We start from the raw sequence: 23,574 nt of genomic DNA on the forward strand, positions 1-23,574 counted from the left end.
CGGCGACCCGGTTATGTGTCGGGTTCGCCCTCAATACGCTCTTGCACCGTCAACAAAAGATGGTCGAAGGCGCTTTGCAGCTCCGCCGACGGCGGTGGCAGCGAGGCGATTTCGGCGATGAGCTGGTTGGCCAGCGCGCGCAATTTGGTGTTGGTCTCCTGCGATCGCCACCGCAGCACACCGAATGCCTGATCAGCGCTGACCCGATAGGTTGCCATCAGGACGCCTTTGACCTGCTCGATCAGCGCGCGGGCCTCGAACAGGTCAGGCAACGCCTCGTCGAGGGCCACCTGCCGGGTTTCGACGAAGGTGGCGGTCAAGTCGATGTAGTGACCGGCGGTTCCCACCACTGCGCCCGTCTCGTCGGCCATCCGATCGGCCACCACGATCGCATCGTGCACATTGCCGCCCACGTCAATAAAGCGGTGACGGCTGGAGAACGAGCTCTTGGTATGTAGTGCCCGATCGAGCAGTTCCTGAACGTGTTCCCGGTCTTCTGGATGTTTGTGCGATAGCAGCAGTTCCGTCGTCGGTACGACCGAACCGGGCTCATAGCCGTGCATGCGCGCTACCTCATCGGACCATTCCCAGCGCTGGCCGATAAACCAGAACCGGAAAGCGCCCACGCGGACGTTGCCGTGGTCGGCGTATGCCAGCCGCCCGACGGGTGCTTCACCGGTGTCGGCGCTCGTCTCGGCGGACTCGTGCACGTTAATAATCATTCCATCGTTTAAACACCTTGCCCACCGCCGAGACGTCGCGAGCATGTCGCCTCCGCCGCCGCCGCGCTCCTCCTCGCGCCGCTTCCGCGGCGCGGATCGTCGCGGGCCGTACACATCCCCGTCCGGCTGCGCTAGCGTGGACTCCACAACAACGCGGGAGCGCACGCCCAGTGCGCTGAGAGGACGGCTCGGGGCCGTCGACCGTACGAACCTGAACGGGTAATGCCGACGTAGGGAGAACAAAAATGACCGTTACAGTCGAACCGTCCGTCACCACCGGACCGATCGCGGGCAGCAGCAAGGCTTATCGGGAGCTTGCGGAGGTTCCTGGTGCCAGGGTGCCGTTTCGGCGGGTGGGTCTGTCTAATGGTGAGTACTTCGATCTTTATGACACCTCTGGGCCCTACACCGACGCTGATGCGGTGATCGATGTGCGGGCCGGGTTGGCGCCGCGGCTGGGTGTGGTGGCTGATCGCGGCACTCAGCTGCAGCGGGCGCGGGCTGGGGAGATCACCGCGGAGATGGCGTTCATCGCCGCCCGCGAGGACATGCCCGCCGAGTTGGTGCGCGACGAGGTGGCCCGCGGCCGCGCGGTGATTCCGGCCAACCACCACCATCCCGAGAGCGAGCCGATGATCATCGGCAAGGCGTTCGCGGTCAAGGTCAACGCCAATATCGGTAACTCGGCGGTGACGTCGTCGATCGCCGAGGAGGTCGACAAGATGGTGTGGGCCACCCGCTGGGGGGCCGACACCATCATGGATTTGTCCACCGGTAAGGACATTCATGCCACCCGGGAGTGGATTTTGCGTAACTCACCGGTGCCGGTCGGCACGGTGCCGATCTATCAGGCGCTGGAGAAGGTCAAGGGCGATCCCACCGAGTTGACCTGGGAGTGCTATCGGGACACCGTGATCGAGCAGTGCGAGCAGGGCGTGGACTACATGACCGTGCACGCCGGGGTGTTGCTGCGCTATGTGCCGCTGACCGCCAAGCGGGTCACCGGCATCGTGTCGCGCGGTGGGTCGATCATGGCGGCGTGGTGCCTGGCCCATCATCGGGAGTCGTTCCTCTACACCAATTTCGACGAGCTGTGCGAGATCTTCGCCCGCTACGATGTGACGTTCTCGTTGGGCGACGGGTTGCGGCCCGGCTCGATCGCCGATGCCAACGACGCCGCCCAGTTCGCCGAGCTGCGCACGCTCGGTGAGCTGACCACCATCGCCAAAGCCCACGGCGTACAGGTGATGATCGAAGGACCCGGGCATGTGCCGATGCACAAGATCGTCGAGAACGTGCGACTCGAAGAGGAATGGTGCGAGGAGGCCCCGTTCTACACCCTGGGGCCACTGGCCACCGACATCGCGCCGGGCTATGACCACATCACCTCGGCGATCGGCGCGGCCATCATCGCCCAAGCCGGCACCGCGATGCTGTGCTACGTCACACCCAAAGAACACCTCGGGCTGCCCGACCGCAAGGACGTCAAAGACGGCGTGATCGCCTACAAGATCGCCGCCCACGCCGCCGATCTGGCCAAGGGCCATCCGCGCGCCCAGCAACGCGACGACGCGCTGTCCACCGCCCGGTTCGAGTTCCGCTGGCACGACCAATTCGCACTGTCCCTAGATCCCGACACCGCCCAGCAATTCCACGACGAAACCCTGCCCGCCGAACCCGCCAAAACCGCCCACTTCTGCTCGATGTGCGGCCCTAAATTCTGCTCCATGCGCATCACCCAAGACGTCCGCGACTACGCCGCCGAGCATGGACTCGACAGCGAGGAAGCCATCGAGGCGGCTCTTGCGCAGGGTATGGCGGAGAAGTCAGTCGAGTTCGCAGAGCACGGCAATCGGGTGTACCTGCCGATCGCACGGTGAACTTCCTCCCGCTGGCGCGACCCGGTGCGACGCCGCTGCGGGTACTGACCATCGCCGGATCGGACTCTGGCGGTGGTGCCGGTATCCAGGCGGACATGCGCACCTGCGCTTTGCTGGGCATACACGCACTGTGCGCGGTGACCGCCGTGACAGTGCAGAACTCGATGGGCGTGAAAGGTTTTCACAAGGTGCCCGGCGACGTCATCGCAGCCCAGATCGAGGTCGTATGCCACGACATCGGAATGCAGGCCGCCAAAACCGGCATGCTGGCATCCGCGGAGATCATCACCGCGGTCGCCGAGAGTTGGCGTGAGCATGGCGCGGGCGCGCCGCTGGTGGTCGATCCGGTCTGCGCGTCGATGCACGGCGATCCGCTGCTCGACCGCAGCGCGCTGGATTCCCTTCGCGCCGAACTATTTCCGCTGGCAACGTTGGTGACGCCGAATCTGCACGAGGTACGGTTACTGGTAGACATCGACGTTGTCGACTCGAAGTCGCAGGCCGACGCGGCCCGCGCCCTGCAGGCGCTGGGCCCGCAGTGGGCGCTGGTGAAGGGCGGCCATCTGACCGGGTCGGCCAGCAGCACGGACTTGTTGTTCGACGGCAACGACTTTCACGAGTTCGAGTCGCCGCGGGTGGACACCACCCACGACCACGGCGCCGGCGACACGCTGGCCGCTGCGACCGCCTGCGCCCTGGCCCATGGCTACACCGTGCCGGACGCGGTCGCGTTCGCCAAGGGCTGGGTGACCGAATGTCTGCATGCCGCCTATCCGCTCGGGCACGGCCACGGCCCGGTGTCCCCGCTCTTCCGGTTGTCGTCGTGACCCTCGAAGCGATCGCGGGCATCGCACATGAACCCGACGACACCCCGTCCGGTGTGGTGGTGTTGACGCACGGCGCCGGCGGCAGCCGGGAATCCGCACTGCTGCAGAAGATTTGCGACGAGTGGGCCCGACGCGGCTGGCTTGCGGTCCGCTACAACCTGCCTTACCGGCGGCGACGGCCCAAGGGACCGCCGTCGGGTTCGGCGGCGACCGATCGCGCCGGCATCGTGGAAGCGATCGCCGTATGCCGCGCCCTTGCCGACGGCCCACTGCTCGCCGGCGGCCATTCCTACGGCGGCCGCCAGACATCCATGGTGGTAGCCGACTGCGTCGAATCTGCTGCGCAGCTGGTTGACCTGCTGACGCTGTTCTCCTACCCCGTGCACCCGCCCGGTAAGCCCGAACGCGCCCGCACCGAGCACCTGCCGGATATCCCGGTGCCGACCGTGTTCACCCACGGCACGTCGGATCCGTTCGGCACCATCGACGAAGTGCGCGCCGCCGCCGCGTTGATTCCCGCACCGACCGAGATCATCGAGATCACCGGCGCACGACACGACCTGGGCTCGAAGAACCTTGACGTTCCTGCATTGGCAGTCGATGCCGCATTAAGGCTGCTGCGCTAAGCGGCGTCGAACGAACTCGACCGCGATGTCGGCGATCTTGACGTTGGCGTCCTGCGAGGTTCGACGCAGGATGTCGAACGCCTCGTCTTCGGAGACGTCGTTGAGCACCATCAGCATGCCGATGGCCTTGCCGATCTCGCGGTTGCTGGCCAGGCCACGCCGCAGCCCGGTCGCGTCTTCGCCATGCGCGGTGGCATTGGTAGCGACCGTGGCGAACGCCGCCAACACTATGGCCCGTTCAACCGACGTGGCGTCAAACGCATTGACCGAATCGGAAAACAGATTGAGCGCACCGACCAGGGCGCGGTCTACCCGCAGACGAATGCTCATAGCGGCCCGCACCGGCGTTTCGGCGACCACGCGGGCTGCTAGTACCGGCCACCGGCCAGCGGTGGTCAGATCCGTTGCTATTTGGGCGGTTTGCTCCTCGATGGCATCGAGGCATGGCCCGGTGCCGAGCGCCTGCTCGAGTTTGCCGATCTTGTGCGCGACGGGGTCGCTGACGGCCGCTGTGCTGCAGGCTCCATCACGGCAGATCATCAGGCTGGCATGGTCGCAGCCCGGAACCATCAACGTTGCAGCCACACAGATCGCTGCATACATCTCTTTTGGTGTCGAGCCCTGGTGGACGATGTCAGCCAGCGACGTCAACACGCGTGCCGGATCGACATCGCTACAAGACGACATGGCAATCTCCCCACTCTTTCTGGATTCGGGCCGATGGCGCCGGTGGCGGCAGCGGGTTCGCGCGGCGCGTCCCCGCTGCCGCCACCGGACAATCAGGCGTCGATCACCTCGCGCTGGGCGCCGTGGCGGTCGAGAGCATGGTGCGCGTCGCCGCGGCCGATGGTGATCTTGCGCGGCTTAGCTTTTTCGGCCACCGGGATGTGTAGCCGTAGCACGCCCTCGTTGTAGGAGGCTTCGATCCGGTCGGTGTCGAGGTTCTCGCCCAGAACCAGTTGCCGGCTGAATATTCCGCGCGGCCGCTCGGTCGCCAGCATTTCCCGGTTCGGATCAACGGCGGGGCGCTGCGCACGCACAGTCACCACATTGCGTTCGATGTCGAGATCCAATGAATCCGGATCGATGCCAGGCAGGTCGAACTCGACGAAGAACGCATCACCTTCGCGCCACGCATCCATCGGCATCACCGCCGGGCGGGCGGCGGTGCCCAGCGCCTGCTGGGTGAAGCGGTCCAGGTCACGGAACGGGTCGGTACGCATCAGCATCGTGGTCACCTCCGACTCTCCTATTCTCTGTGGGATGTCATCTATAACTTATGTCTATAGACATAGATTTGATATAGCATACGCACGATGATGCCGCAAGTGTGATACAAAGGTTTCTTATACGCTCAGCCAAGGATATTTTTCGCATGATCGATCGACCTGATACGCCGGGCCTGCCCGCTCCGAGCCAAGGCGTTTACGGCATCACGGTGGCCGCCGAACTCTCCGGCGTCGCGGTGCAGTCGCTGCGGCTGTACGAGCGCCACGGTCTGCTCAGTCCCGCCCGCAGTGACGGCGGGACTCGCCTCTATAGCGCCGACGACCTGGCCCGGCTGCAGCGCATCAGCGAGCTGGTCGCGGCCGGCATCAATCTTGCCGGCATCGCCCGCATCCTTGACCTGCAAGACGACAACGAAGCGTTGCTCGCGGCCAACCAGGCCATCGGCGGCAAGGCGACCAGGAAAACCAAATCCAAAACCGATACCGGCTAGCCGTCACCAGGTTCGATTATCATCGACGCGGCGTCTACCAACTACAAACTTACTCTGAAGTAAGGTACGGTCGTTTCATGAGTTCGGAGCATTTCGACGCCGTCATCGTCGGAGCGGGCTTCGGCGGCATCGGCGCGGCGATCCAGCTCAAGCGCCTCGGATACCACAACATCGCCATCCTCGACCGCGAAGCCGACTTGGGTGGCACCTGGCAGGTCAACCGCTATCCGGGCCTGGCCGTCGACGTCCCGTCGACCACCTACTCCTACTGGTTCGAGCCCAACCCGTCCTGGTCACGGTTGTTCGCAACGGGCCCGGAAGTCAAGCAGTATGCCCATCACGTCGCCGACAAGTACGACGTGCGCCGTCACATGCGCTTCAACACGACGGCGGAAAGCGCCCGCTGGGACGAAGAGGCGCAATTGTGGCAGGTGGCGCTGGCCGGCGGGGACACGCTGACCGCACGGGTCCTGATCACCGCCACCGGCTTCCTGTCGCAACCGCACACCCCAGACATCCCGGGCATCACCAGCTTCGGCGGCAAGGTCGTACACACCACCGCGTGGGACGACAGCTATGACTTCGCGGGTCGTCGGGTGGGTTTGATCGGCACCGGGGCCACCGCGATCCAACTCATCCCCGAACTCGCAAAGACGGTCGCCGACTTGACGGTGTATCAGCGCACCGCGATTTGGGTGGCGCCCAAGTTGGACTTCGGGATTGCTCCAGCCGTGCAGCGCCTGTTCGCCCGCATCCCGCTCACCCAGCGGGCGCTGCGGTGGGTGAGTGACAACCTGCTCGAGTTCATGACACTCACCGCGGTGCTGAACTACCGCTACTTCCGGCGACTGTCCATCGCGGGGATGGATCTCTGCAAGATTCACCGCTTCGTGTCGATCCGCGACAAGGAGCTGCGACGCAAGCTGACTCCGGACTACGACATCGGCTGCAAACGGCCGAGCTGGTCCAACGACTATTACCGCAGCTTCACCAATCCGAACGTGCACCTCGAGACCGGTGGCATTAATCGGATCGAACCCGATGGCATCGTCACCAACGACGGGCAGCGGGCGATTATCGACACCCTGGTGCTGGCCACCGGATTCGATCTGTGGGACGCCAACTTCCCGGCCATCGAGGTAGTCGGCCGCCAAGGAAGAAATCTCGGGAAATGGTGGCGGGAGAACAGGTTCCAGGCCTACCAAGGGGTGTCGATTCCGTACTTCCCTAACTACCTGAGCCTGGCCAGCCCGTACGGATTCTCCGGGCTGTCCTTCTTCAACACCATGGAATACCAGATGCGGCACATGGGCCGGTTGCTGGGTGAGGTGAAGCGCAGGAGCGCAACCACATTCGAGGTCACCGAAGACGCCAATGCGCGCTTCCTGGACCGGATGACCAAACATCTGGACAGCTCGGTGTTCTACGCCGGTGACTGTGCCACGTCGCGGTCCTACTACTTCAACCACAGCGGCGAGGCGACACTGTTGCGGCCCACATCGGTGCGCAACGCCGTGCGGGACGGCTCTCGATTCCCGCTGAGCGACTACGCAATCGCCTGAGGAGGATCATGTCTCGCAAAAGCAACCGTGTCGCCCGCTTCTCCGGCCTGGCGATCGCCGGGCTCGGGTTGGCTCACTTCACCAGTCCGCGGATGTGGGAGCCGATCACCAAGGCCGCATTCCCGCGCAATACCCGCCAGCACATCTACACCAACGGCAGTATCGAAACGGTGTTAGGCCTGAGTTTCAGCAGCCGGCAGACTCGCAGCCTGGCCACCGTCGGGTTGATCGGATACCTCGCCTATCTGGGCGGGAATACTATTCGCCACGCCCAAACACCGTAACCTCCATCAATTTTCGCACGCACGCTTGCGGGTAGGCGGAGTTGCCGCCCGGATCCTGGTAGTGCACCAGCCGTCCCACGTCGACCACCAAGGCCATCGCCGCGTGGACCAAAATGCGCGCCTGCGTCGGTGTCAGCGCCGGGCGGGCCGCTGTCATCAGACGCATCCAGGAATCGATCGTCGAGCGCTGCACACTGCGCAACAACTCCTCGTCCACCCGAGTCAGGTTGACCCGCTCGGTGTAGTAGATCGCCGCCAGTTCCGGGTTGGCGAATGACGTTGTCACGTAGGCCTCGATCAAGAGGGTGAGCATTTGGCGCGGCTCGGTCACGCCAGTCAGGATCGCCGACAAGCGGCCGGAAACCCGGTCGGCGGCACGCCGCAACCCGATCGAGAGGATGTCAAACTTTCCGGGAAAGTACCGGTAGATCCCGGACACCGGGATACCGACGGCCGAAGCGATCTCCGCCATGCTGGTCTCGGGGTAGCCCTTGGCGTTGAACAACACCATTGACGCCTGCAACAGGGCTTCGTAGACACCGGTATCCGATTCGAAGATCCGCCAGGCCGAAGGCCGGCCCACCGTATCCTCCGGCTCCGGCAGCTCGACGCCGAGCAGCGACGTCGCGGCTCCGGCCAGCAGTGTGCGAATCTCATCTGCCGGCAGCGCAATCCCGTGATCGACAATGCTGCCGATCACGCTGAGCAGACCTGAGGACAGCATCCAGCGATGCGAGGAGCTCAACGTCGGCCGAATCGCTATGAGCGGCCGTTGGATTCGGCGGTTGACCACCCGCAATTGGTCCATCAGGATGGATTGATCTTCGGCGTGCAGGTATCGGGCCTGCCAGCGGTAGAGCCCGCCGGACTCACGATTGGCCAACGTGACGTCGATGAGTGCGTCGATTAGTCGGCCCAATGCCGCAGCCGGGTCAGCAGCCGAGATTTCGCAGGGAGCCACGTCGGCGAAATCGGTGCAGTCGACCAGTTGCTGACCGAGGGCCAGGACCGCGCCGCGAAACAGGTCGTACTTGCTCGCGTAGTGCCGGTAGAGCGCCGGCGCGGAGATTCCGACCTTCGCGGCGATGGCTTCCATGCTGACCGCGTGGTAGCCCAGCGCGCTGAACGACTCGGCGGACGCCCGGGCGATCTGAGCTTTCCGGTCTTTGGGTCGTCTGCGCACGACGTCCGTAAGCTCAGTGCGCGCGGTCGTCACCGCTTCACCATAGCGTGCAGCGAAGTTGCTAAAAACCTACCCCAGAGTCAGAATCTCCATTAACATAATTGATGCTCGCCATGCTCTCGGGGCGCGGACGAGCCGGGGGGTCGTGGACGATGACGTTCGGGGGCCGTTGCGAGAGGCAGGCGCGCATGCTGGAAAGGATTCGCCGCTTCCTCGGCTACCAGCTCACGATCGCCGAGCTGATCGGACTCGGATTGATCGTTGGCACACCGTATTTAATAGTGGGAACGATTTGGTCGACGACACACACCGCGCATTTGCAGCGCATGCACGGGGCCGACCTAGTGGTGTCGTTCCTCGGGTCGATAGTGTCCTGGCCGGTCCTGCTGTTTTCGGACGTTTGCATGACATGAGTGCCGAAGCCACCGGAGTCCCCCTCACCACCGCCGACACCCGGATTCACATAACCCACCGCACAGCCCGCTGGGACGAGCGGCCGGCCACCCTCTCCGACGCCCTCGACTTCTGGTCGTTCGCCGCCGGGGCGGCGAATGTGGTCATGCAGCTGTCCTGGCCCGGGGTCGGGCACGGGGTGGTCGAGAGCAAGGTGGACTCCGGCAACCTGATGAAGCACCCGTGGAAGCGGGCGCGCACCACCTTCAGTTACCTGGCGGTCGCGATTCTGGGCAGCCCGGGTGATCGTGCGGCGTACCGCGACGCGGTCGACGCCGTGCACCGCCAGGTCAGATCGGAGCCCCACAGCCCGGTGCCCTACAGTGCCTTTGACCGCGACCTTCAGATGTGGGTGGCAGCATGCCTTTTCGTCGGCCTAGAGGACACCTACCAGTTGCTGCGCGGAAGGCTGCCCGACGAACTCGCCGAGCGGTTCTACCGCTCGGCGTCTACCTTGGGCACCACACTGCAGGTGAGCGATAGCCAATGGCCAGTCACCAGAGCCGATTTCGACCGCTACTGGAACGAAGCGTGTCAGCGGGTCGTGGTTGACGACGTGGTGCGCAGCTACCTGCGGGACCTGATTGACCTGCGAATGGTATCGGCGTTGCTGCGTCCGGCGTTCGGCCCGCTGCTGCGCTTTCTGACCGTGGGATTTCTCGCGCCGGTATTCCGCGAGACCCTGCAGGTCGAGTGGACGCCCGGCCAGCAGCGCCGGTTCGAATATCTATTTTTACTGGTGGCGTTCGTCAATCGGTTTCTGCCCGGGTTCATCCGGCAGGGCAGCAGCTACCTGCTGCTGGCCGACGTGCGTAGGCGAATCCGCCGCGGCCGCAATCTGATTTGAAAGGAACTCTGTGAGCAATCGAGCGCTATTCCTGAGCATCGCGGGTGCCTTACTCGTCGTCGTCGGGCTGCTGGCACTCTGGTTTCCGGTCTATCTGAGCCACTACGACCAATACGGCATGCAGATCAGCTGCGGCAGAGGGTTCAGCGCCAACCTGTCGCAGGCCGCCGACGCCAAGGGCGAGGGTCTCGTCGCCCAATGCGGCACGGCGCTGCTGCTGCGTCGGATCTGGGCGATCCCGGCTGCCGTGTTGGGATGGCTGATACTCACCGGCCTGGTCGCGACCTGGGTCCACGCCAAACCGCCCGTGGAAGAAAGCTCGCGTTTCTGGGAATTGAGCGGGGACAGCACATAGCGTTCGGGGCGTCGAGTACCTCTTCAGTTCTAACTCAACAGTTAGAACTGTACAGTTGAGACTGTCTAATGTAGGCTGAGGCTGGTGGACGGAATCACGGAGTCGGCCGGAGCGGCTGCCCGAGATCTTCGGGTGATATTCAGCCGGCTACGGCGCCAGCTGAAGGATGTCGCGACCGGGACCGATCTGACGCCGTCGCAGACCGCGGTGCTCACCCGGCTCTGGAAAGAGGGCGCATCATCGGCCAGCGCGCTGGCCGCCGCCGAGCGGGTTCGGCCGCAGTCGATGGCGACCATACTGGCCGGACTCGACCAGCACGGGCTCATCCGGCGCGCGCCCGACCCCGACGACGGTCGGCGCCAAGTGATCTCGTTGACCACCGCAGGCCGCCGCCGCGCGGAAAGCGACCGTCAGGTCCGCGAGGAATGGCTGGCTCGTGTCATGCAGGAGCGCTACACCGAGCGGGAACGTCGAGTCATCCTCGACGCATTGTCCCTGCTTCAGCGTTTGACCGATTAGCGAAGGGAGCTAGGAAATGGAACTGGGAATACACTTCATCGACTTTCTGCCGGGCGATCCGGCCGACCAGGGGCCCACACTGGTAGCGACGGCCAAGGCCGCCGAAGACGCCGGTGCCACGATGTTCACCTTGGCGGATCATTTCTTTCAAATGGAAAGCCTTGGGCGCGCGCAAGATCCGTTTCTGGAGGGCTACACGTCGCTGAGCTTTCTGGCCGGCCAGACAACCAGCATCACCCTCGCATTGCTCGTCACCGGGGTCACCTATCGTCATCCGGGGGTGCTGGCCAAGACGGTCACCACACTCGACGTGCTCTCGCAGGGTCGGTCGATGTTCGGCATCGGAGCGGCTTGGTATGAGCGCGAGCATGTCGCCTTAGGTGTCCCGTATCCACCGTTGCGCGACCGGTTCGAGATGCTCGAAGAGACGCTGCAGATCTGTCTGCAGATGTGGAGCGACGACGATGGGCCCTACCACGGAAAGCACTATCAGCTGGCCGAAACCATCTGTGAGCCCCAGCCGATCCGTCGGCCACCGATCCTCATCGGCGGTAGCGGTGAGAAGAAGACACTGCGGATGGTCGCGCAATATGCCGATGTCTGGAACACCACGGATTCCGAGCCCGACGAACTCGAGCACAAGATCGGCGTATTGAGGCGTCACTGCGACACGGTGGGCCGCGATGAAAGCGAGGTCCGCAAAACCGTTGGTCTCTTCGCCGACCCGTTCGCCGACATCGACGGCTACCTGAAGCGGCTCGAGCGCTACGCCGAGCTGGGCATCGAGATGATCAACATCGGTCCGGTGCCCGGCACTCCGGATCCCGCCGGCTTCGTGCAACGCTTTGGGGACGAGCTCATGCCGAAGGTGGCTGAGATCGGTTGAGCGGCAAGGGCGTGTTGATCAGATGCCGGAGATGATCCCTGCCCGCTGTTCGGCGTATTCGGTGTCCGAAATGGCGCCGCTGGTGCGCAGGGCCTCGAGTTCCTGCAGGCGCTGCGACGGCGGAGACACCGGCCGAGGCCCCTGCATAGCACTGTCGGGCTGCCAGTGCTGAACCGTGGCACTTGACCTTTCGCCGAAGTTGAGCAGGCCGAGTCGCATCAGGAGCAGAAGCAGCGCGACGATACCTCCGATCGGCAGGCCGAGATAATAAATCCCAGCGCCTGATACGCCGGCCTGGCTCAGCATGACAACGCGCAAGATCATCCATATAGCGACTAGGCCGACTGTCGCCCCGAGCACCACTTTGGTCCGGTTGTTCATTTCGTATTCCTTTCTGGTAGCGGGATTCACCGCCAACGCCGCCCGGGCCCTCGGGTGTCGCCGTTGTGACACCCGAGGGCCGGGCCAGGACTAGCCGCAGGCCAGCTGGCTATGGGCAGGTGACATCTATTTCGAAGGGCTTGGTTACCGGTCCGGCCATCGGGTTGGTCATGTCCGCCCCGCTCGCCGTGCCGGTGATCTTGTAGGAGTTGCCGTCCTTGGTGGCCTTGGCGCTGCCCGTGGTCCCGCCAACTCCCAACGACACGCCGTTGACATTGCCCAGCGCAACGGATTTGACGACCGGCGGATTGGCATCGGTTAATACCGCGCCGATACCGGTGGGGACACCGCCTGCGCCGGGCGTCGACCCACCTATAGCGATGTTGAGGTCCCCGGCGGCGGTGGTGCAGGCCACGGTGCCCTTGACGCTTTGATCATGGCCGTCGACCGATACCTTGGTGTTCGACGCACCTGCGGCGGCCACCGCACCATTGGGCGTGCTGACGGATTTGCTGCTGGAACAGCCCGCCAACGCCACGCCGAGGATCGCCGCCGCGCTGGCCGCGATCATGACTTCGCGCTTCATAACTACACTCCTTTTGTTCAGTGCTTTCGCAGTTCGTAAACACTGTGCGGGACAGGGCTTACTGGATCCTTAATGCGGGGTCCAAGAAGTGACCCCAGAGCGCCGGGGAATAGCATCGGCGCGCCGGACACTCGGACACGGCGGGTCGCTCAGGACTCCCTACATCGCCTCGGCCCACTCGATATGGCCTTGAAAGCCCAGCGAATTGGCCGATTCGCGGTAGCGCTGCACGAGCTCTGCATATGCGGCCGCACGCCGCTTCGCGCGGGCCAGCAGTGCCCGCAGGCGCAACAGCCAGATCGCGCGGATCGCCAGACCGTTTTCGGCCGGCGCCGCCGCCAGCCTCTCGATCGCGGCCTCGGCTTCGGTCACGTCGCTATCGGCAGGACCGTTGAGCAGCGTCTCCACCAGCAGACCCGTCGCGGGAACGCCCCACAGCAGCAGCTGTCCGTCGTCGAAACAAATGGTTGGCGGCGGCGCGCATAAGCGCGATGGCGTCGTCGCGACCGCCACGCCGCGCCTTCTCGCGCGCCAGGTACACGTTGATGATCGGCAACTGGCCCAGGTGGCCGACGTGGTTGCGACGAAAGTGCGACCGGCTGCCACCGCAACAGCCACGGGATCACCGTGCAGCGTGATGAGGCTGGCCGCGTCCCGAGTGTCAGCGTCGAGGATCGATACCGCGCTGATGCGGGGATGCGTCACGACCAGTGTGCTGCCTGCCGGGTCGACGGCGATGTCGCCAATCGGGTCGCAAGTGACTGGGAGCTTTCCTAAGTGATCGGCCGCATCAGTGGACACGGGTTAATCCTTTGCACCCGCCCTCTTCAGGCGTGACTTCCAAATACGGGACCCAGAGTCAAGGTTTCCTGGCGTAGCGGGTCAGGAAGCCGGTAGCCGCGATCGCTGCGACGACGCCGATCACGCCCCACAGCACAATTGCGAACGCCAGCGACCCGAACATGAAGCTGTAGGTCGTCATCAGGTAAATGGACCAGAGCACACGGTAGAGGCACCAGAGTGCTATCAGCCCAGAGCTGATACCGATGATCAGGCTGCGGGTGCGATCGACGCGATCGATCTGTTCCTCGATGCCGGTGGGTAAAATCTTCATGTCAGCACGCTCCTTTTGTTCAGTAGTTGTTGCTATGCGCAAACACTGTGCGCGACAGCACTTACTGGATCCTTAATGACCACTCGCACACCCGAATCCCTCAGGTAAGCGCATCGCCGATTACACGCCCCAACCCCAACGCGCCGGCCACCATGGCGCCTTTACGCACAGGGGCATCGTCCGAGCCAGTCGGCATGTCCACGTACATCGACTGAATGCCGACACGACCCGGCCCAGTGAAGCGGTTGAAGACGAGATTACCTGTACCACCGAACATTCCGGTGCGCAATCCGAACAGCTGCGGGTCCATCCGCACGCTCTCGTCGCGGTAGATCCAGCTGCCCGGCTCCACGTCGATCTGCTCGCCGGGACCAAGGACCTTCTCGAAAACGTTGCCGTAGCCGTGCAACCAGAGCACGCCCTCAGACTGTGTCGCGGCGAACCGATCCACGAAGAACCCGGTCGAGCCGAACACCATGTTCTTGATCCCCTTCTGGCGGGTGAATCCGTACTCCAGATTGCCCGTCGCCGCGAGGTATTGGTGCTCGCGTACCTCGACGGCGGAGCCGGGGCGCAAATGCAATGGGAACACGTGGCCAGTGCCCTGGCGGGAAAAAGCGACCTGCCCCGGCCCGCGCGCCTCGGTCAACAACAACGGCATGCCGGCGATCATGCGCTTAAGCGCACCCTTGCCTTTGATCCCAATGGCGAGCGCCGGCTCCTTCCACAGCACCACGTGATGCTCGAAAAACACTGGCACGCTGCCGTCCAGCCAGATGTGCAGCACCGGCACCAGTTCTCCATCGATGCGGTAGTACACACCCGGCGCGCTCCCGTCCGCGACGGTGGTCGGCAGCAGTTGCGGCGGCTCGGGACGATAGGAATTGCTCATTCCTCATCCTTGGCGTGCCGGGGGGCATGGGTGAACACGATGCGACCGAACTCATCGGCCGAGCGCTGGTTTCCCCATCCGTCCTGGCGCCGCCATCGCTGCCTGCTGTAGAAGAAGAGTTCCGGTTGGGGTGCGTTGCTGTGGTCGGTGTTCGTCATGGCGGACTCTTCTCGTTGGCGGTCTCGGTTTCCCGGCTGCCAACAGACTCCGGCGAAGGGCTTAATGGATTCTAAGTACCCGGTCGGGCGGGCACCGCGCTACCTGGCAGTCACTTTCGGCGAGGCTCAGGCCGAGTCTCGAGCGTGAATTCTTGGTCGCCAATGCGAATACGATCACCCTCGAACAATTCGGCACTGGGATCGATCCGCTCCCCACGCACACGGACCCCGTTGACCGATCCCAGGTCCGTGATCACGAGTGCCCCGCCGTTGTCGGTGATGACAGCGTGGTGGCGGCTGACTTTGACGTCGGACAGCACGATGTCGTTGTCGGCGCTGCGCCCGATCCGCGTGGCCGTGCCGGCCAACGCATGCCGTTGACCGTCGGCGCGGCGCAACGCCGCCGCGACGGGCCGGCGAATCGCGGTTGCGTTGCCTTCGAGTGCGACAGAAGACACTATGGTGTCTTCGGCATGGACCTGAGCAGCCTTGCGTACATCGACGGATTCCTGACGCAGGACTTGCTCGTAGAGCTCACGTAGCTTAGGGCCCGGGTCGATGCCCAAGTCTTCGGCCAGTCTGGTTTTTATCCGCAGATACGCATCGAGAGCATCCGATTGGCGGCCTGCCAAATAGTAGGCGGTCATCAGCTGCGCCCACAGCGGCTCACGGTAGGCATGCTCAGCGATCAGCGTCTCTAGCTCCATGATCACGGCATTTGGTCGCCCGCAGGCGATTTGAGCCTCGACATGAGAGGTATGGGCGAGGACCTTCTCCTCATCGAACGCGGTGGCAAGGGTCTCGACGAATTGGAAGTCGCGCAGGTCCTCCAAAAACGGGCCGCGCCACTGTGCCAACGCGTCCGACATGTGCCGGCTAGCCTGCTCGAATTGGCCGGCGGCCGCCGCATACACTCCGGCGTCTTTCTGGGTACGAAATCGCCCGAGGTCGTACTGATTGTGGCCGATGGCCAATCGGTACCCGGGCGGTGCACTCGCCAGTAGCGCCCGGTCAACGCCCACGCTACTCATCAGGCGACGCAAATTGGAGATGTAGGCATGCAGTGTGGCTCTCGCCCCCGTTGGTGGCCGTTGATTCCAGGCAGCGCCGATCAGTGTGTCAATGTCCACCGGTCGATTGGCGTTGACAACCAGCACCGCGAGCACGGCACGTTGCTTCGGCGTGCCCAACGGCACCAACGCTCCGCCGATGCTCATCTGCAACGGGCCCAAGACACCGAATTGGACGGCGTCGTCGTCCGTCGCGTCGTCACCTCCGCTAAGTGGTGCGGCCGCAGTCATCAACCCACCACACCCGCAAAGGCGCGTCGCGCCCCCAACCCGTCGCCGATCATGACGTTCCCGCGCCCAACAAGTAAGCCAGCTAAACAACAGCAGCATAGCTTCTCCACCGCCGGCCTCGCGACGCCAGCGCTATCGGCCGTGTCGCCTGTCGGTTTGAATTCTTCATGCCGCTGAGATGGCGGGCCTAGGATTTGGCCATGCCGGTGTCGGTGGGCGAACTGTTTGCGGGATTCACAATCCTGCGGGTGCTGGGCGCCGGCGCGATGGGCACGGTGTATTTGGCGGCCCACCCGCGGCTACCCCGCCAGGACGCCCTGAAGGTGCTGTCGGCGGAGTTGACCGCCGACTCCCAGTATCAAGAGCGGTTTCTGCGTGAGGCCGAATTGGCGGCTACGTTGTCGCATCCCAACATCTTGGGCATCCACGACCGTGGCGAATACGAAGGGCAGTTTTGGATTTCGATGGACTACGTGGCCGGCACCGATGCGGGTCGGCTCGTGCGCGACCACCACTCGGGCGGAATGCCCCTCGACGATGCGCTCGCGATCATCATTGCGGTCGGCTCAGCGCTGGATTATGCGCACGAGCGGGGGCTGCTGCACCGCGATGTCAAACCGGCCAACATCCTGCTGGATTCGCAAACGCGGCGAATTTTTCTGGCCGACTTCGGAATAGCTCGCCGCATCGATGACATATCGGGGCTTACCGCGACGAACATGGCGGTGGGCACGGTGTCCTACGCGGCACCCGAGCAGTTGAAGGGTGAGCCGCTCGACGGGCGCGCCGATCAGTACGCGTTGGCGTGCACCGCATTTCACCTATTGACCGGCTCGTTGCCATATGCCGATTCCAATCCTGCGGTGGTGATCACCAAACATTGCATGGCCCCGCCACCATCGCTCGAGGAACGGCGCCCGGAGTTGGTCGGGCTGGATCCGGTGCTGGCCCGGGCGATGGCCAAAGCGCCTGCCGAGCGGTTCGCCAGCTGTCGAGATTTCACCACGGAATTACAACGCCTGCTCAAGCCGTCGTCGGCCCACTTCCACACCCCCCGCCCCGCCCCCGCACCGCCGGAACAATCGCCAACCCAGCCAAGCCAGGTTGTGCCGGCCTCCGTGTTCGGGACCGCAGCGCAACGGGTTTCGCGTTCGCGGCTTGTGCTTGCGGCGCTGGTGGTCATCCCGTTGCTGATCGTCGCTGGTGGCGTGTTCGCGGGCGTGACGTACTTGCAGCACCGCGGTCAGGCTGGCAGCACGAATCCGGCTGATGAGGCGTCGTCGGCCACCGCGGCAGCCAAAGCCCATTCCTTCAACGGCACCTACCGAGCGGACTACGGCCCGGGCACCGATCTCGAGGGCAAACCGGTCGCCGGCGCGACGGCGATGACCGGCACCTGGGGCGTGCGCTCAACGTGCGGTGCCAGCGGCTGCGTCGCGACGGCGTCATACACGGGCGGCAGCGGAATCGTGCTGGTGTCGAATTTGGTTTTCGACGAGGTGGGAAGCAGCTGGATAGCCGTGGGCCTCGGCTCAACGCCGTGTAATAACGCTCCGGCCGAAGTCTGGGTGGTGTTCACCCTGCAACCGCAGCCTGACGGCACGCTGTCGGGCGAAACCACCAGGTCCACCACCAACAGCTGCAGCAGCGGAAAACGACGCGTTACCTTCACCCGCACAGGCGATCCCGATGTCACCAAAATTCCCGATCCGGCCGCCTTACCCCCGCGTGCGGCGTCGCCCGCCTCGGCGTTACACGGCCGCTACCACGAAACGATCACCTACGCGAACGGCAATTCTGCGCCGGGACAAGACGATGTCACTGTCCGTACGGAGTGTCTTCGCGCCGGCGATCGGTGCATGAGCCTCTTCCACGCGCCCGACGGGGTTGTGCCGTTGGTGTTCAGCGGCGGAAAGTGGACCCGTGACGACGAGGGCACCGTGCCGTGCAATCTCGGCGGCACGGTGCATATCAGACTCACCGCGGAGTACCCGCTGCCTGATCCCCTGCAGGAGCCAATTCCGGTGCTGACCGGGCATGGCCAAAACGTGACCGCCGGAAGCGCCTGCGCCGGTGGTGATTTCGAAGACAAGTTCGAGCGCACCGGCGACTAGCCAATAGTCTCGCGAGACCGCGGGTCAGACGCGTTAAGAATCCATTCTGGTCCCCGGCGTACCGTCACACCATGAACATCAGCCACATCCCACAGCGGGTCTTTGCCGTTGCAATGTTGTCGGGCGGCGTCGCGCTGGCCGGGATCGGAGCTTCCGCAGGTATCGCCCAGGCCCAGCCGGGATTCGCCCCGCCGTTTCAAGGCCCGGACAATTTCTCGGTTCCCCATCAGTGGTGTCCGGGGCAACCGTTGCCGGAGGCCGATGTGCACTGGGACACCAATATCTGCCACACCTGGTTCTGGGTGCCCGTCGGGGGGATGGGCAATGCAGGCGAGTTTGTTTGGGATGGCGATACTCCACCGCCTCATGGTCCGCCCCCGTGCTACGGAGCCCCGATTTGCCTGCCTGGTCTGTGACGCGCCCGCCGCAGGCGGCGGATCCGCCAGTAATCGTTCGGTTGGCAACGATCGTGTTGGTGTCCGCGGGGTTGGGCCTGGCCGGCTTGGGACTGGGAGCAGGCACCGCCCAGGCCTATGACTACGGCCCATTTCAATGGTGCCCCGGGCAAGCCATGCCAAACGATCCGCCGCGGTCGGATACCGACCTGGTCTGGGACATGGGTATCTGCCACACCTATTACTTCGACTACGACGTGCGGACTAAAGCTCCTGCCCACTATTGGGAGGGACCTAACTTGTTTCCAACTCCCATCCCACCACCTCCGCCGCCCGCCAATCCGCCGAACATTGCTCAGCAATGTCCCGGGCTCATTCCCTTCGTTAACTGCTTGCCCGGCCTCTAATGTGGCTGAGATCGGTTGAGCTGCAGGCCTTCGCGACTTACAGCATCGGCAAGATATCGACCAGATAGTTGCCGCCGGTAGCGGCCGTATCGGTGCTCAAAGCGTCACCGAAGATCGCGGCGAGGTCGAAATTGCCGCCGCCGGCGAAGGCCGAGCTGCCCACAGTGCCGAATGGGTCGAAAACCAGGGCGGCGTCGTTGCTGCTGGAGGTGGGATTCGAGGGGCGTCGAAGCCGGTTTACTTACCCACCTCGTGCCGGGTGCGGTCTTCGCGAACGGGAACGCCGTTACGGCCGGTCAGATCCTGGGCGTACAGACCGATCCCATACGCGACGCCGCCACCATTGATGCCGAGCTCGGTGCGGTCGATGTGGTCCAAGGTGTCGGTGCTCTTGTGGTAGTTCGGATCGAACGGCTGGTCCGCGGTACCGCCCCACAGCTTGGCCTCCTCCGGGGTCTTCTTGTTCTCGGCGCCGGAAAACAACCCGCCCGACGGGATACCCGCCAACGTGAAGCCGTCGTAGTCGGACCGACCGTCGAACGAGGTGTCCTCGGCCTTCTTGCCGGCCGAGTCCAGGTAGGTGACCAAAGTTCGCTCGATCCCGGCCGAACCCTCCGGCACCACCGGATCACCCCGCTTGTCGGCCGGCAACGACTGATCCCCGTCGTAGGTGAAGTAGCCCGGATTCGGCGACGCGAGCATGTCGAAGTTCAAATACAGCGCAATGTCCTTGAGCGCGTTGACATCTAACGACTCGACGTACTTCCGCGAGCCGATCAGCCCGAGTTCCTCTGCGCCCCAGAAGCCGAACCGCACGGCGTTGTGGATCTCCGGTGAGCTACCCAACTGCAGCGCGGTCTCCAGAACCGCGGCCACTCCGGACCCGTTGTCGTTGATGCCGGGTCCCTCGGGAACGCTGTCAAGGTGCGCCCCGGCCATGACGACGTCGCTGGTCAAACCGGTCTTGGTCTGAGCGATGACGTTGCGGGCTTGCAAGATCTTGGTCTCCGCGGAGAGCTTTACCGTCGCGGGCCCCGAGGTGAGGCGCAGCGCCGCGCCGTCGGCCTTGCTCACGCTGACCACGGGGATCTTGACGTCGGTGTTCTCCCCCAGGGTGCCGCCCATCTGCTCCTCGACGACGTTGTCCGCGACGATCATCGCGACGGCGCCGCGCTGCACGGCGGCGGCTTCCTTCTGGGCGAACGGGCAGGTGCCGCGGTCAACCAGCACCACCGCGCCGTTGACCGGCAGGCTGCCGTAGTCGTTGGCATTGCAGCCCGGGCTTGCATCGTCCGAGACGGTCACCAGCGGACCGGTCACCCCGATGGGCGGAGTGGCGAGGCTAAATTCCAGTGCACGCGCTTCGACCGTCCTATCGCCGACGGTCACCGACCCGGGGTCGGAGTGGAACACATGAGCTTCAAACTGCGCGGTCTGCACCTCAAAACCCTTGTCCCGCAACTTACCCACCACGTAGTCCACGCTGGCGTCGTAACCCGGAGTGCCGACCGCGCGGGTGTTGCCATTGGCCTTGGCGATGTCCTGCAGCTTCGACAAGTGCGCCATCATCGCGTCGACGCTGACCCGCCCGCGCAGAGCGGCGGCGAAATCCGGGCCCGATATTCGCTTCAGCGGCTGAACGGTGTCAGACGACGCACACCCGCCAGCCGCCAACGCAAGGGCCGCGACGGCTGCAATCCCAGCGCGGAACGGTTGTGATTTGTTGACCATCGCGCCCCAGGTTAGACGGCGCATCAAATGGCATCGTCGCCGGAATGGTCGAGCCGCAAGTAAGCATGAATGGTGGTGCCGGCCGGTGTCGTGTGGGTGCGCAACAAATCCGCGATCGCGTTGACCACGAAGAGCCCGTACGACCCGACCCTGTGCGCGGCGGGCGGCCGGCGCCCGGCGAGCGGATCTGTCCAGCGGCCCATATCGCGCGCCTCGCAGACCACGTGCCCTGTCTCGTACCAGAACGCCAGTCGGCACGCGCCGCCGGCATGGTCGAGACTGTTGGTCGCCAGCTCGGTCGCGACCAACATCAGGTCGGCGGCTCTGGCCGCGGACATGCCCAGCAACCGCCCATAGCGGTCAACACACTTGCGGGCACCGCCCAGATCGACCGGCTCGCTGACGGTGTAGGTCACCGCGGCGGGATTGGTCGCCAGCGGTTCATTGCACTGGTCGAGTGCGGCATCGAGCGCGTACTCCGGACTGTCTTTCCGCGATCCGCCCCGCCAGATCTGTGGATGCGTGAGGCCGACGTCCGCCAGGACGTTTTCACTCAGGCAAGAAGCGTCGTAAGGACATAGACCTGTCACGTTCAAGCCCGCAAACGCAATGTTGGCCAGTGCCTCATGCTGCATGCAGGCGGAATACTCGTACGCCGTGCGGCCCTCCCAGACCGGCTCGGCGATGATGCGGACATGCCGGCCGGGGTGGCGTTCGACAAAGGCGATTTGCGCCGCGAGGATCCGGCCGGGGTTGCGGCCGAACCCCATGATGTCGGCCATTGTCACATCCGCCGCCGAGTCACCCAATTCCTGACGCAACGTCGCCAGCCTGTCCCCCGGCACTGCGACCAGCACCGGCTGCGCGCGGTCCAAACCCTCGGAGATGAACCGCGCCAGCCAATCGACGTATTCGCGCTCCGAGTGGTAGAGAAGCGCCGAGTGGTCGTAAGCCGAAAGTTCTGCGTGTGCTCTGAGTGTCATGTCGACGGATCGGTCCCTCGGCAGTGCTTGCCCGCGTGTCGTTTTCCTGGTTGTCGCAGCGTTAGATTTACCCAGGCGACAGAAAACTAACCGTCTCCGTTGATCAGCTCGATGATCAAGTCGGCCACGGCGCGCATGCCTGCGGCGTTGGGGTGAAATGGCGCCGGCCGCCACGGCAGCGGCCAGCCCGCACCCGCCGCCCACGGATCCGCTGACCAGCCGTGATGCTTCCGGCTCGCTTGTCCGGCGCGGACGAGCTCGCAGCCAGTGGCCTGCAGGGCTGTCGCGGTGGTTTCTTCGAGACGTTGACCGATGTGGCGACCCAGGTCGGCATCCGCGGCCGACAACGGCGGAGCCGGCACTCCGTCCGGCGGCAGCAGGGTCAGGTAGTCGACGAACACCACCCGGGCCCGGGGCGAGCGCCCGCGCACCGCCGTGCCGACCGCACGCAGCGAGTCGCCGACGTCGCCGAGCGCTTGCTCGCGCGCGTCGCGGTCGAACAAAGCACCGATCGCGGGCAGCAACCGGGCCGGTCGGGGCAACGTCGCGGCCATCAGCAGCGGCACGTATCCGACGTCGTTGCCGCCGATCGTGATGGTGACCAGCTCTTCGGAGCCGTCCAACGCCTCGATTTGCGGCTGCGCACGGCGCTGCCGTTCGGCCAGCACGTGCGCGGTGGTGGCACCGGAAAAGGTAACGTCGACCAGGTCGAGGTTCAGGCGCTCGGCGACCAGGTGGGCGTAGTTGCGCGCCGACCGGCCCGACCCGAAGGGCGCGCCCGGCGCATGGGGCCGGATACCGGGACCGGCCGCCATCGAACTGCCGAGCGCCACATACCGCCCGCTCATAGGTCCGGACTCGACGCCTGCGCCCAGAACCGCTTCGGAATCCGGCCGGCACGGCGGGCCAGATAACCAGCGGTGACGGCAGCGGCCATCGCCGCGGCCATCGCGGGCGGGTCGGCGGCTCGGGTCACCGCGGTCGCCAACAGCACCGCGTCACACCCCAACTCCATCGCCAGCGCGGCGTCACTGGCGGTTCCGATGCCGGCGTCCAGGACAACGGGCACGCCGGCCTGCGCGACGATCATCTCGATGTTGTGCGGGTTGGCGATGCCCAAACCCGTGCCGATCGGTGAGCCCAGCGGCATCACCGCCACGCAGCCGGTGTCCTCGAGACGTTTCGCCAGCACCGGGTCGTCATTGGTGTACGGCAGCACGGTAAACCCGTCGTCGACCAATTGCTCCGCGGCTCTGACTAATTCGATGGCATCGGGCAGCAGCGTGCGTTCGTCGGCGATGACTTCCAGCTTGACCCATTCCGTCCCCAGCGCCTCGCGGGCAAGCTGGGCGGTCAGCACCGCCTCCGCGGCGCCACGGCAGCCCGCGGTGTTGGGCAGCGGCGTGATGCCCAGCCGGTTGAGCAGGTCGAGCATCCCGGTGCCGCCCTCGGCGTCGACCCGGCGCATCGCGACGGTGGTCAGCTCGGTGCCCGAAGCGACCAGCGCCTCCTCCAGTACTGCAAGGTTGGCCGCACCTCCGGTGCCCATGATCAACCGCGACGTAAAGCTGCGCCCGGCAATCGTCAGTTTCGAGTCAGTTAGACGACGATGCGGGCCGGTACGGCCCGAGGAGCCGTCTGACAATTC

The 23,574-nt window shown here is 64.5% G+C and carries 30 protein-coding genes; 14 read left to right on the forward strand and 16 right to left on the reverse strand.

Going from position 1 to position 23,574, the window contains the following annotated elements; translation table 11 throughout:
* Positions 1-11: 11 nt before the first annotated feature.
* A complete protein-coding gene (locus VNW74_RS21505) occupies positions 12-722 on the reverse strand; it encodes a PAS and ANTAR domain-containing protein (protein WP_325680521.1) in 711 nt (236 codons plus the stop codon).
* A gap of 245 nt (positions 723-967) precedes the next feature.
* Between VNW74_RS21505 and thiC the strand changes: the two genes are divergently transcribed.
* The 3 genes from thiC to VNW74_RS21520 are packed head-to-tail and all read left to right on the forward strand — an operon-like array spanning position 968 to position 4,055.
* A complete protein-coding gene (gene thiC / locus VNW74_RS21510; RefSeq protein ID WP_325680523.1) occupies positions 968-2,602 on the forward strand; it encodes a phosphomethylpyrimidine synthase ThiC in 1,635 nt (544 codons plus the stop codon).
* Positions 2,599-3,429, forward strand: coding sequence for a bifunctional hydroxymethylpyrimidine kinase/phosphomethylpyrimidine kinase (gene thiD, locus VNW74_RS21515; protein ID WP_325680525.1), 831 nt, complete (start codon positions 2,599-2,601; stop codon positions 3,427-3,429). The genes thiC and thiD overlap by 4 nt, the downstream gene beginning before the upstream one ends.
* Positions 3,426-4,055 (forward strand): alpha/beta family hydrolase, encoded by a 630-nt coding sequence (locus tag VNW74_RS21520; protein ID WP_325680527.1) that lies wholly within the window; start codon positions 3,426-3,428, stop codon positions 4,053-4,055. The genes thiD and VNW74_RS21520 overlap by 4 nt, the downstream gene beginning before the upstream one ends.
* Here the strand turns inward: VNW74_RS21520 and VNW74_RS21525 are convergent.
* Together VNW74_RS21525 and VNW74_RS21530 are read right to left on the reverse strand one after the other, a co-directional pair.
* Entirely contained in the window at positions 4,038-4,742 is a 705-nt protein-coding gene (locus VNW74_RS21525) for a GAF and ANTAR domain-containing protein (protein WP_325680529.1), read from the reverse strand. The genes VNW74_RS21520 and VNW74_RS21525 overlap by 18 nt on opposite strands.
* Before the next feature lie 92 nt (positions 4,743-4,834).
* Positions 4,835-5,284 (reverse strand): HSP20 family small heat-shock protein, encoded by a 450-nt coding sequence (locus VNW74_RS21530; protein ID WP_325680591.1) that lies wholly within the window; start codon positions 5,282-5,284, stop codon positions 4,835-4,837.
* A gap of 146 nt (positions 5,285-5,430) precedes the next feature.
* On the opposite strand from VNW74_RS21530, the gene VNW74_RS21535 reads away from it, so the two are divergent.
* The 3 genes from VNW74_RS21535 (at position 5,431) to VNW74_RS21545 (ending at position 7,621) form a co-directional block, all read left to right on the forward strand.
* A complete protein-coding gene (locus tag VNW74_RS21535; protein WP_325680531.1) occupies positions 5,431-5,775 on the forward strand; it encodes a helix-turn-helix transcriptional regulator in 345 nt (114 codons plus the stop codon).
* Positions 5,776-5,852: 77 nt separating this feature from the next.
* Positions 5,853-7,337: an NAD(P)/FAD-dependent oxidoreductase gene (locus VNW74_RS21540; protein ID WP_325680533.1), complete on the forward strand. Its 1,485-nt coding sequence runs from the start codon at positions 5,853-5,855 to the stop codon at positions 7,335-7,337.
* Positions 7,338-7,345: 8 nt separating this feature from the next.
* Positions 7,346-7,621, forward strand: a complete 276-nt coding sequence (locus VNW74_RS21545) for a hypothetical protein (protein WP_325680535.1) — start codon at positions 7,346-7,348, stop codon at positions 7,619-7,621.
* On the opposite strand, the gene VNW74_RS21550 is transcribed toward VNW74_RS21545, so the two are convergent.
* A complete protein-coding gene (locus tag VNW74_RS21550) occupies positions 7,596-8,837 on the reverse strand; it encodes a TetR/AcrR family transcriptional regulator (protein WP_325680537.1) in 1,242 nt (413 codons plus the stop codon). The two genes, VNW74_RS21545 and VNW74_RS21550, sit on opposite strands and share 26 nt — an antisense overlap.
* A 155-nt stretch (positions 8,838-8,992) precedes the next feature.
* Between VNW74_RS21550 and VNW74_RS21555 the strand changes: the two genes are divergently transcribed.
* From VNW74_RS21555 to VNW74_RS21575, 5 genes are all read left to right on the forward strand, one after another.
* Positions 8,993-9,217: a hypothetical protein gene (locus VNW74_RS21555; RefSeq protein ID WP_325680539.1), complete on the forward strand. Its 225-nt coding sequence runs from the start codon at positions 8,993-8,995 to the stop codon at positions 9,215-9,217.
* Entirely contained in the window at positions 9,214-10,104 is an 891-nt protein-coding gene (locus tag VNW74_RS21560; protein ID WP_325680541.1) for an oxygenase MpaB family protein, read from the forward strand. The genes VNW74_RS21555 and VNW74_RS21560 overlap by 4 nt, the downstream gene beginning before the upstream one ends.
* A 10-nt stretch (positions 10,105-10,114) precedes the next feature.
* Complete coding sequence (locus VNW74_RS21565; RefSeq protein ID WP_325680543.1) at positions 10,115-10,459, forward strand: hypothetical protein; 345 nt, start codon at positions 10,115-10,117, stop codon at positions 10,457-10,459.
* 84 nt (positions 10,460-10,543) lie between these two features.
* Entirely contained in the window at positions 10,544-10,978 is a 435-nt protein-coding gene (locus VNW74_RS21570; protein ID WP_325680545.1) for a MarR family winged helix-turn-helix transcriptional regulator, read from the forward strand.
* A 16-nt stretch (positions 10,979-10,994) separates the two neighbouring features.
* Positions 10,995-11,864 (forward strand): LLM class F420-dependent oxidoreductase, encoded by an 870-nt coding sequence (locus VNW74_RS21575; RefSeq protein WP_325680547.1) that lies wholly within the window; start codon positions 10,995-10,997, stop codon positions 11,862-11,864.
* Between the two features lie 18 nt (positions 11,865-11,882).
* Here VNW74_RS21575 and VNW74_RS21580 read toward each other — a convergent pair whose 3' ends face one another.
* The 7 genes from VNW74_RS21580 to VNW74_RS21610 form a co-directional block, all read right to left on the reverse strand.
* Positions 11,883-12,245 carry an SHOCT domain-containing protein gene (locus tag VNW74_RS21580; RefSeq protein WP_325680549.1) on the reverse strand — a complete coding sequence of 121 codons (363 nt, stop codon included), beginning with the start codon at positions 12,243-12,245 and terminating at the stop codon, positions 11,883-11,885.
* A gap of 109 nt (positions 12,246-12,354) precedes the next feature.
* Entirely contained in the window at positions 12,355-12,831 is a 477-nt protein-coding gene (locus VNW74_RS21585; RefSeq protein ID WP_325680551.1) for a lipoprotein LpqH, read from the reverse strand.
* Positions 12,832-12,990: 159 nt separating this feature from the next.
* On the reverse strand, positions 12,991-13,632 hold the full coding sequence (locus VNW74_RS21590) for a hypothetical protein (RefSeq protein WP_325680553.1): 642 nt from the start codon (positions 13,630-13,632) through the stop codon (positions 12,991-12,993).
* A 58-nt stretch (positions 13,633-13,690) separates the two neighbouring features.
* Positions 13,691-13,945: a hypothetical protein gene (locus tag VNW74_RS21595; RefSeq protein ID WP_325680555.1), complete on the reverse strand. Its 255-nt coding sequence runs from the start codon at positions 13,943-13,945 to the stop codon at positions 13,691-13,693.
* Between the two features lie 100 nt (positions 13,946-14,045).
* Complete coding sequence (locus VNW74_RS21600; RefSeq protein ID WP_325680557.1) at positions 14,046-14,837, reverse strand: AIM24 family protein; 792 nt, start codon at positions 14,835-14,837, stop codon at positions 14,046-14,048.
* On the reverse strand, positions 14,834-14,995 hold the full coding sequence (locus VNW74_RS21605; protein WP_325680559.1) for a hypothetical protein: 162 nt from the start codon (positions 14,993-14,995) through the stop codon (positions 14,834-14,836). Before VNW74_RS21605 ends, VNW74_RS21600 begins: the two co-directional genes overlap by 4 nt.
* 110 nt (positions 14,996-15,105) lie before the next feature.
* Entirely contained in the window at positions 15,106-16,296 is a 1,191-nt protein-coding gene (locus tag VNW74_RS21610; protein WP_325680561.1) for a BTAD domain-containing putative transcriptional regulator, read from the reverse strand.
* Between the two features lie 200 nt (positions 16,297-16,496).
* On the opposite strand from VNW74_RS21610, the gene VNW74_RS21615 reads away from it, so the two are divergent.
* The 3 genes from VNW74_RS21615 to VNW74_RS21625 all read left to right on the forward strand — a co-directional run bounded on the left by VNW74_RS21615 (position 16,497) and on the right by VNW74_RS21625 (position 19,212).
* Positions 16,497-18,410 carry a serine/threonine-protein kinase gene (locus VNW74_RS21615; protein WP_325680564.1) on the forward strand — a complete coding sequence of 638 codons (1,914 nt, stop codon included), beginning with the start codon at positions 16,497-16,499 and terminating at the stop codon, positions 18,408-18,410.
* Positions 18,411-18,481: 71 nt separating this feature from the next.
* On the forward strand, positions 18,482-18,826 hold the full coding sequence (locus VNW74_RS21620) for a hypothetical protein (RefSeq protein ID WP_325680566.1): 345 nt from the start codon (positions 18,482-18,484) through the stop codon (positions 18,824-18,826).
* 59 nt (positions 18,827-18,885) lie between these two features.
* The gene (locus VNW74_RS21625; RefSeq protein WP_325680568.1) at positions 18,886-19,212 is read left to right on the forward strand and encodes a hypothetical protein; all 327 of its coding nucleotides are present in this window, start codon (positions 18,886-18,888) and stop codon (positions 19,210-19,212) included.
* A 37-nt stretch (positions 19,213-19,249) separates the two neighbouring features.
* On the opposite strand, the gene VNW74_RS21630 is transcribed toward VNW74_RS21625, so the two are convergent.
* The 5 genes from VNW74_RS21630 to VNW74_RS21650 all read right to left on the reverse strand — a co-directional run bounded on the left by VNW74_RS21630 (position 19,250) and on the right by VNW74_RS21650 (position 23,571).
* Positions 19,250-19,375 (reverse strand): hypothetical protein, encoded by a 126-nt coding sequence (locus VNW74_RS21630; RefSeq protein ID WP_325680570.1) that lies wholly within the window; start codon positions 19,373-19,375, stop codon positions 19,250-19,252.
* Positions 19,376-19,449: 74 nt separating this feature from the next.
* Entirely contained in the window at positions 19,450-20,943 is a 1,494-nt protein-coding gene (locus VNW74_RS21635; RefSeq protein ID WP_325680572.1) for a M28 family metallopeptidase, read from the reverse strand.
* Positions 20,944-20,966: 23 nt separating this feature from the next.
* A complete protein-coding gene (locus VNW74_RS21640) occupies positions 20,967-21,926 on the reverse strand; it encodes an anti-sigma factor RsbA family regulatory protein (RefSeq protein WP_325680574.1) in 960 nt (319 codons plus the stop codon).
* A gap of 86 nt (positions 21,927-22,012) precedes the next feature.
* Positions 22,013-22,774, reverse strand: coding sequence for an SGNH/GDSL hydrolase family protein (locus VNW74_RS21645; protein WP_325680576.1), 762 nt, complete (start codon positions 22,772-22,774; stop codon positions 22,013-22,015).
* On the reverse strand, positions 22,771-23,571 hold the full coding sequence (locus tag VNW74_RS21650) for a thiazole synthase (RefSeq protein ID WP_325680593.1): 801 nt from the start codon (positions 23,569-23,571) through the stop codon (positions 22,771-22,773). The genes VNW74_RS21645 and VNW74_RS21650 overlap by 4 nt, the downstream gene beginning before the upstream one ends.
* Between the last annotated feature and the right edge of the window lie 3 nt (positions 23,572-23,574).

The organism is Mycobacterium sp., from assembly GCF_035570115.1.
GTDB lineage: Bacteria > Actinomycetota > Actinomycetes > Mycobacteriales > Mycobacteriaceae > Mycobacterium.